This window comes from uncultured Nostoc sp., assembly GCF_964245575.1.
GTDB lineage: Bacteria > Cyanobacteriota > Cyanobacteriia > Cyanobacteriales > Nostocaceae > Nostoc.
In genome coordinates this window covers 1-5,838 of sequence record NZ_CAXTNP010000385.1, presented here as the reverse complement: position 1 = coordinate 5,838, position 5,838 = coordinate 1, and the positions used below count along the sequence as shown (strand labels likewise).

The 5,838-nt window shown below is 40.4% G+C and carries 4 protein-coding genes and 1 pseudogene; all 5 read right to left on the bottom strand.

Annotation, left to right across the window (positions count from 1 at the left end; all coding sequences use genetic code 11):
- Positions 1–53 precede the first annotated feature (53 nt).
- Positions 54–766 (bottom strand): annotated as a pseudogene (locus tag ACFFAP_RS35020) (DUF389 domain-containing protein); the annotation flags it as partial.
- A gap of 112 nt (positions 767–878) precedes the next feature.
- Positions 879–2,213, bottom strand: coding sequence for a two-component system sensor histidine kinase RppB (rppB, locus tag ACFFAP_RS35015; protein WP_375515523.1), 1,335 nt, complete (start codon positions 2,211–2,213; stop codon positions 879–881).
- 45 nt (positions 2,214–2,258) lie between these two features.
- Entirely contained in the window at positions 2,259–2,993 is a 735-nt protein-coding gene (gene rppA / locus ACFFAP_RS35010; RefSeq protein WP_375515522.1) for a two-component system response regulator RppA, read from the bottom strand.
- 451 nt (positions 2,994–3,444) lie between these two features.
- The gene (locus ACFFAP_RS35005; RefSeq protein WP_375515521.1) at positions 3,445–3,825 is read right to left on the bottom strand and encodes a hypothetical protein; all 381 of its coding nucleotides are present in this window, start codon (positions 3,823–3,825) and stop codon (positions 3,445–3,447) included.
- A gap of 110 nt (positions 3,826–3,935) precedes the next feature.
- The gene (locus ACFFAP_RS35000) at positions 3,936–5,510 is read right to left on the bottom strand and encodes a GMC oxidoreductase (protein WP_375515520.1); all 1,575 of its coding nucleotides are present in this window, start codon (positions 5,508–5,510) and stop codon (positions 3,936–3,938) included.
- Between the last annotated feature and the right edge of the window lie 328 nt (positions 5,511–5,838).

The following is a 5,838-nucleotide window of genomic DNA, read 5'->3' as shown; positions in this document are numbered from 1 at the left end:
GCTAAGTTAAACTGTTAGTAATTAATTATACTCTCATGAGAGTAATAAAAGAGCGTTAACGCCAATGCCCATAGCAGCGCTTTTTGGGCGCGATCGATAGGAGAATAGCCAATAAATAAAAACGTCAGCATACAAGCAAGGCTAATACCCAAAAGGTTCGTTAGGTAGAGCAAAGTCGCTCCTAAGCTGAGTGACAAGTTAAATTTTGCTAGACCTAAACCGATGACGCAAATTGGGGGCATAAGGGCAACAGCTATTGCCGTCCCTGCCACACTACCAGAGATTTTTGAATTTACCTTAGCGTAGCCACTGATACAACCTGCTGCAACTGCAATACCCAAATCAAGCAGGTTAGGTTTGGAGCGAGATAGCACTTCACTGCCGAAACTAGGTAGATTAACGATCCAACCGATACTGCAAGAAATTAAAAGTGCTAGTAATGTGCCTAAGAATAGTGCTATTATGACTTTACGGAATAGGTTAATATTTCCAATTAATGCACCAAAGGCTAAACCTCGAATTGGCAACATCAGAGGTGCGACAATCATTGCGCCGATAATTACAGCAGTGCTATTGGTAAGTAGACCAAATGTAGCGATCTCCTTCAGAGGAGCTTCGCTAACGCACATGAACCAATAATCAAAACCAAATATGTTGCGTCGAGACTAGACTCTGACAACAACTCATCTACCAACTGTTTTAGTTCTGATGGTTCAACCCTTTTGCGCTTAAAACTCCTAAAGCGATTGCGAATATTATTTATCAAAACTCCTCCAAATCAAATGATTTTAGATTCTGGATTTTAAACAAAAGCTTTAGCATAGAATATCGTTATCAAGATAAATAATGCACTAGATAGCAACATTTATTGTAAGAATTCACGATGAAAGAGGAAGTCGAACTGTAAATGTACTGTCTAGCCCAGGTAGACTTTGAACGTGAATATTGCCTTTATGCGCTCTGGCGATCGCGATTGCGATGGCTAATCCCAATCCCGAACCGCCAGAGGTGCGAGAGCGGTCGCGATCTACTCGGTAGAAGCGATCAAAAATTCGCTGTTGATGTTCAACAGCAATACCAATTCCTGTATCTTGAATTTTAATCATGGCGTAAAGCTCACTTTTTTCTAAAAAAACCGTGACTTTTCCACCGCTAGATGTAGCTTGAATTGCATTAGCAATTAAGTTGGAAATTAAGCGATAAAGCTGTTCTTCATTTCCCATCACATACAGTTTTTCTGAGACTTGCACCTGTTTAGAAAGATTTACTTTAGTTTCTACTGCCAAAAATGCTAATTCCTCAGTTAAATCGCTAATTAAATCATTCAAACAGCAAGGCTGATATTCTCCTGTTAGTTGTTTTTGAGCTATTCTCGTTAATAGCAATAAATCTCCAACTAGTTGTGATAAGCGCCGATTTTGGCGTTTGAGTACATCTAAAATTCCACCATTGGATTTTGGTTCTTGCTGTAACTTGATAGCAGCTTCAATAGTAGAGTACATTGCTGCTAAAGGTGTGCGAAACTCATGGGCAGCATCAGCAGTAAATTGTTGCATTTGTTGGTAGGAAAGATATACAGGTTGCATTGCCCTTCCTGCCAACCACCAACTAGACAACCCAACGAAAATCATGGAAATTGGTAATCCTAACACCAAAGCTAATCTTAAATAAGCCAGATGTTGGTCTAAATCAGTGATACTACGCGCCACTTGTAGATAACCCGAAACCTGTTTTTGAGTAGACAAAGGTAAAGTGATTTCGCGGTATCGAGCGCCAGAAGAATCTGTTAAGATTTGCCAATACTGTAATTCTGAGGTAATCGGTAACTTGTCAAATTCCATGCCTCCACTAGCAAAAACTTTTCTTGAGCGATCCAATAAGCGTATATAGTAATTAACTGGATTCGCTGCCTCTGTGATTGATTTTTTAATAGCTGTTGTTTTAGGCAAACAATTTGTCTGAGCCACACATAATTCTAAAGAAAATTCTTTAGCAAGGCGTTGTAATTGTCCGGGTTGCTGCCAAGCCGGTTCAATACTTTTATGGAGTGCATTTGCGACTGATTGCAATCCCTGGTCTATGGTTTCATAGTAGGCATGGGCAACCACACTATAAACCCCCAAACTAGATAGCCCTAAAATACCGCCCATGACGAGGGTATACCAAGCTGCCAGCCGCAACCGAGTCTGGTGGAAAATGGGATTGCGTTCCATATTTCTATAACCTTACTGAAAGTGTCGCTGTCCAGTTAGCAGAAATCATCTGCCTATTTCCGCAGCTGGAATATTGAGACGATAGCCCACACCATAAACAGTTTCAATTAAAGATTCGTTCTCTTCTTCTCCTAATTTACGTCTCAATAAGCGAATTTGTGCTGCTACGACATTACTAACTGGTTCTGCACCAATTTCCCAAAGCTGATTAATAATTTGATCGCGGCTGACAATTTGGTTAGGATGTCTCATGAAATATTCCAACAATTGAAATTCCTTGACAGTTAAAGAGAATATTTGATTTTCTCCGTGACCATACTGGCGAGTAAGTTGATGAGTGCTGTAATTGAGCGTCAGGAAACCTACTTGTAAGCGTCGGGGTTGGACTTGAGGTGTCAGCGTTGCTTTTACGTAAGAGGATCGCCGTTGTAATGCTCGCAATCTTGCCAGCAGTTCTGCCATATCAAAGGGTTTAACTAAATAATCATCCGCACCGCTATCTAAACCAATAATCTTTTCCTCCATTCGGTCTTTAGCCGTTAGCATTAATACAGGCAGAGTTAATTGACGTTCCCGCAACCATTTACACAACTCGATCCCCGAAACTCCAGGCAGCATCCAATCAAAAATTGCAAGTGTGTACTCAGTCCAGCCAGTTTCTAAATATTGCCATGCCTGAGTACCATCAAGAAACCAGTCAACTATATACGCCTCATGGCTCAGGACTTGTTTGATTGCTGCACCTAAATCTGCTTCATCCTCAACTAATATCAGCCGCATAGTCAACCCAATGCTAAAAGCCTTCTTTAATTACGCTTTCACGAAAAAGTGAAATAATTATGAAATTTTTATTCTACTTAAGAAATAAATATTGATGCCTCCATAGTTTTTGATTTATACAAAAATAAAGTTTTTCTGCTTGTTGAGTTATCAATACTTATTATCTCAATAGTAGAAAGCAAACTTTATATAGCAATCATAAATGAGTTTTAGAAAATATTTTTTTAATCGAACCACAGAGATGTATAGAACATGGAGAGGTAATAAATAAGGATTTTTATGAATGATTTAGGACTGATATAGCTATTTTATAAACGATGTGACAACTATCAATAACATAGTTGTCACAAAAACATTTTCTTAGTAAGAATATGACTCAATTGTGACTGTGGGTTGCCTTTATTGACATGATTATTTGGGATTAATTCGTAATTCGTAATTATTTTTTTGTTTATGTAGCTTGCATTTTTTCACCTTGGAGTTTTGATAGTGCTTGTAGTTCTTCCCAACTATAGTGACTAGGTAATTCAATTGGTTTGTGATTTGCTCCTAATCCCAATCCAACTGTCGGTTCGAGTTCTTCAGTAAATTCCTCTACATATTCTGCCAACTTATTGGCTGCAAGCCCACCAGTAATTGCCCCTGCAAGCCCACCAATTGCAGCACCGATCTTACCACCAATTGAGCGACCCAGTGCAGCTCCTGCAAAGCCACCTCCCACAACACCTAGACCTGTCGCTAAGGGATCAGAATTTGTCTGTTCTGACTCGTCCTGTTGAGATTGAATCTGTGGTTGCTCAATTGGTGTAATTTGTCGTTCATCCTTCGTCATAATGTTTCTCCTTTTTGCTATTGACTCTTGACCGATAACCTGTTCATTTCAATAGTTAAGCTATGCATTAGTATACCCTTCCCTACGAGATGCCAAGGGCGATCTGCTTGCTACACGGAGCGTGCTGCAAGCAGATCGCCAACGCGCAAGGCATTCGCCATAATCGTGAGTGTCGGGTTAGCACCGGAATTTGACGGAAAGAAACTACTATCTACAATATAAAGATTATCGACATCATGAGTACGGCAATTGATGTCAAGGACTGAGGTTTTGGGGTCTGTGCCAAATCGACAACTACCACATTGATGAGCAACTGCTTGTTCTGGTAGCTGAGTGCGGGGATAAATACTAAATGGTAGAACGTGTTTAGCAGAGTGAGGGATTGACTTGAGTACAGATGTCCATCGGTGAATTAAGCGATCGCTTGCTTCGGTATTGTTCAGTGTATAGTCAACGTGAATCTTTTCACCCACCAACCGAATCCGATTATTTGGGTCTGGTAAATCCTCTGTTTGCAACCACCAGCCAACCGAACGCTCGGCCAGCAAATGGCGCTCAAAATGAGGAATCAGCTTGACAAATGGAGCCATTAGTGGGGGTGCTTCTCCGGGAATCATATCGGCAAGGACATTACCTGTATTCTGCACCATGCCCATCGGATAAGGAAAATCTGGCTCTCCCCAGTAAAAATCGTTGACAGCGATGGTTTTTTGAAAGTTGGCGTGATTCACCTCTAGATGTATGGAAACTATGGCCGTTTCCAGTTGCTTCATGAAATTCCGCCCCACTTGATCGGAACTATTTGCTAATCCGTTGGGATGTTTGTCATTAGCAGAGCGTAACAGCAAGGCAGCTGAGTTGACAGAACCACAGGCGACAACCACAATATCGCTTGTGAACCAATGTTGCTCTCCTCCAATTTCAGTTTCTATCTTCGTCACTTCTCGCCCCGACTCACTGGTATGCAGTCGCAAGACTTTGGCATTAGTTAAAAGAGTAACATTGGCATACTTTTCGCGGGTGGGACGAATGGCGTTGACATCAGCATCGGCTTTTGCCTGTACGAGACAGGGGTATCCGTCAAAGGTATCGCAGCGAATGCAGGGACTATTTAGGCGATCGCTTTCATTGAGCTTTAATCCTAATGGTAAATGAAATGGGTAGTAACCTAGTTCCCGGATGCCATCAGCAAGGGACTGCATATCTGGCTCATGGCTGACTGGCGGATAAGGATATGGTTCGCTGCGAGGTGGTTCGGTGGGGTCTTCTCCTTCCTGTCCATGCACGTCATAGAGCTTTTCTGCTTGCGTGTAGTATGGTTCAAAGTCTTGATACTTCAAAGGCCATTCTGGAGAAATTCCTTCTTTATGAATTACCCTTTCAAAATCTCGCTCCCGGAATCTAATTAGGGCTGCACCGTAGAGTTTGGTATTGCCACCAACCCAGTAGCCTGTTTGGGGACGAAAAACTTTACCTTCCTTGTTATACCATTGCTCATCAGTATGGTAACGATGTTTTTGATAGACTTCCTCTGGATTCCAGTTAGCTTTTTCTCTCGGTAAAAAGTCGCCTCGTTCCAGTACTAGAATTTTTTTACCTGTGGGTGCAAGGCGGTGGGCTAATGTACCTCCACCGGCTCCTGTACCGATAATAATAATGTCGTAGTGTTCTGTGATGCTAGTCATAATTGATAATTGGTAATTTCATATTAATTACAGTTTAATTTCTTTGATGCCACAAAGTAATTTGGCAATATTTTAAGTTAATTTATAAGTTCTATCAAAATTTAAATAGCTCTAAAGACAGATTCTTATGCTTAGACTAAAGCTTTAATTACAATATTGCTTCTCTCTAATGGATTAATATTTTTTTATGCCTAAAGACAGGTTACTATTTCATTTTAATTTCATTTTTTATTTCTATTGTGTGAATTAGCCATATAATATCTTTAGAAAAATAGTAAATAAATTTTACTTGGCATTTTTGATGAAACTATTGATTCGATTGTGTTAA

What these genes read in the sequence shown, in the direction of transcription:
- rppB (WP_375515523.1), bottom strand. Translation starts at nt 2,213, where the DNA reads ATGGAACGCAATCCCATTTTCCACCAGACTCGGTTGCGGCTGGCAGCT.
- ACFFAP_RS35005 (WP_375515521.1), bottom strand. Translation starts at nt 3,825, where the DNA reads ATGACGAAGGATGAACGACAAATTACACCAATTGAGCAACCACAGATT.
- rppA (WP_375515522.1), bottom strand. Translation starts at nt 2,993, where the DNA reads ATGCGGCTGATATTAGTTGAGGATGAAGCAGATTTAGGTGCAGCAATC.
- ACFFAP_RS35000 (WP_375515520.1), bottom strand. Translation starts at nt 5,510, where the DNA reads ATGACTAGCATCACAGAACACTACGACATTATTATTATCGGTACAGGA.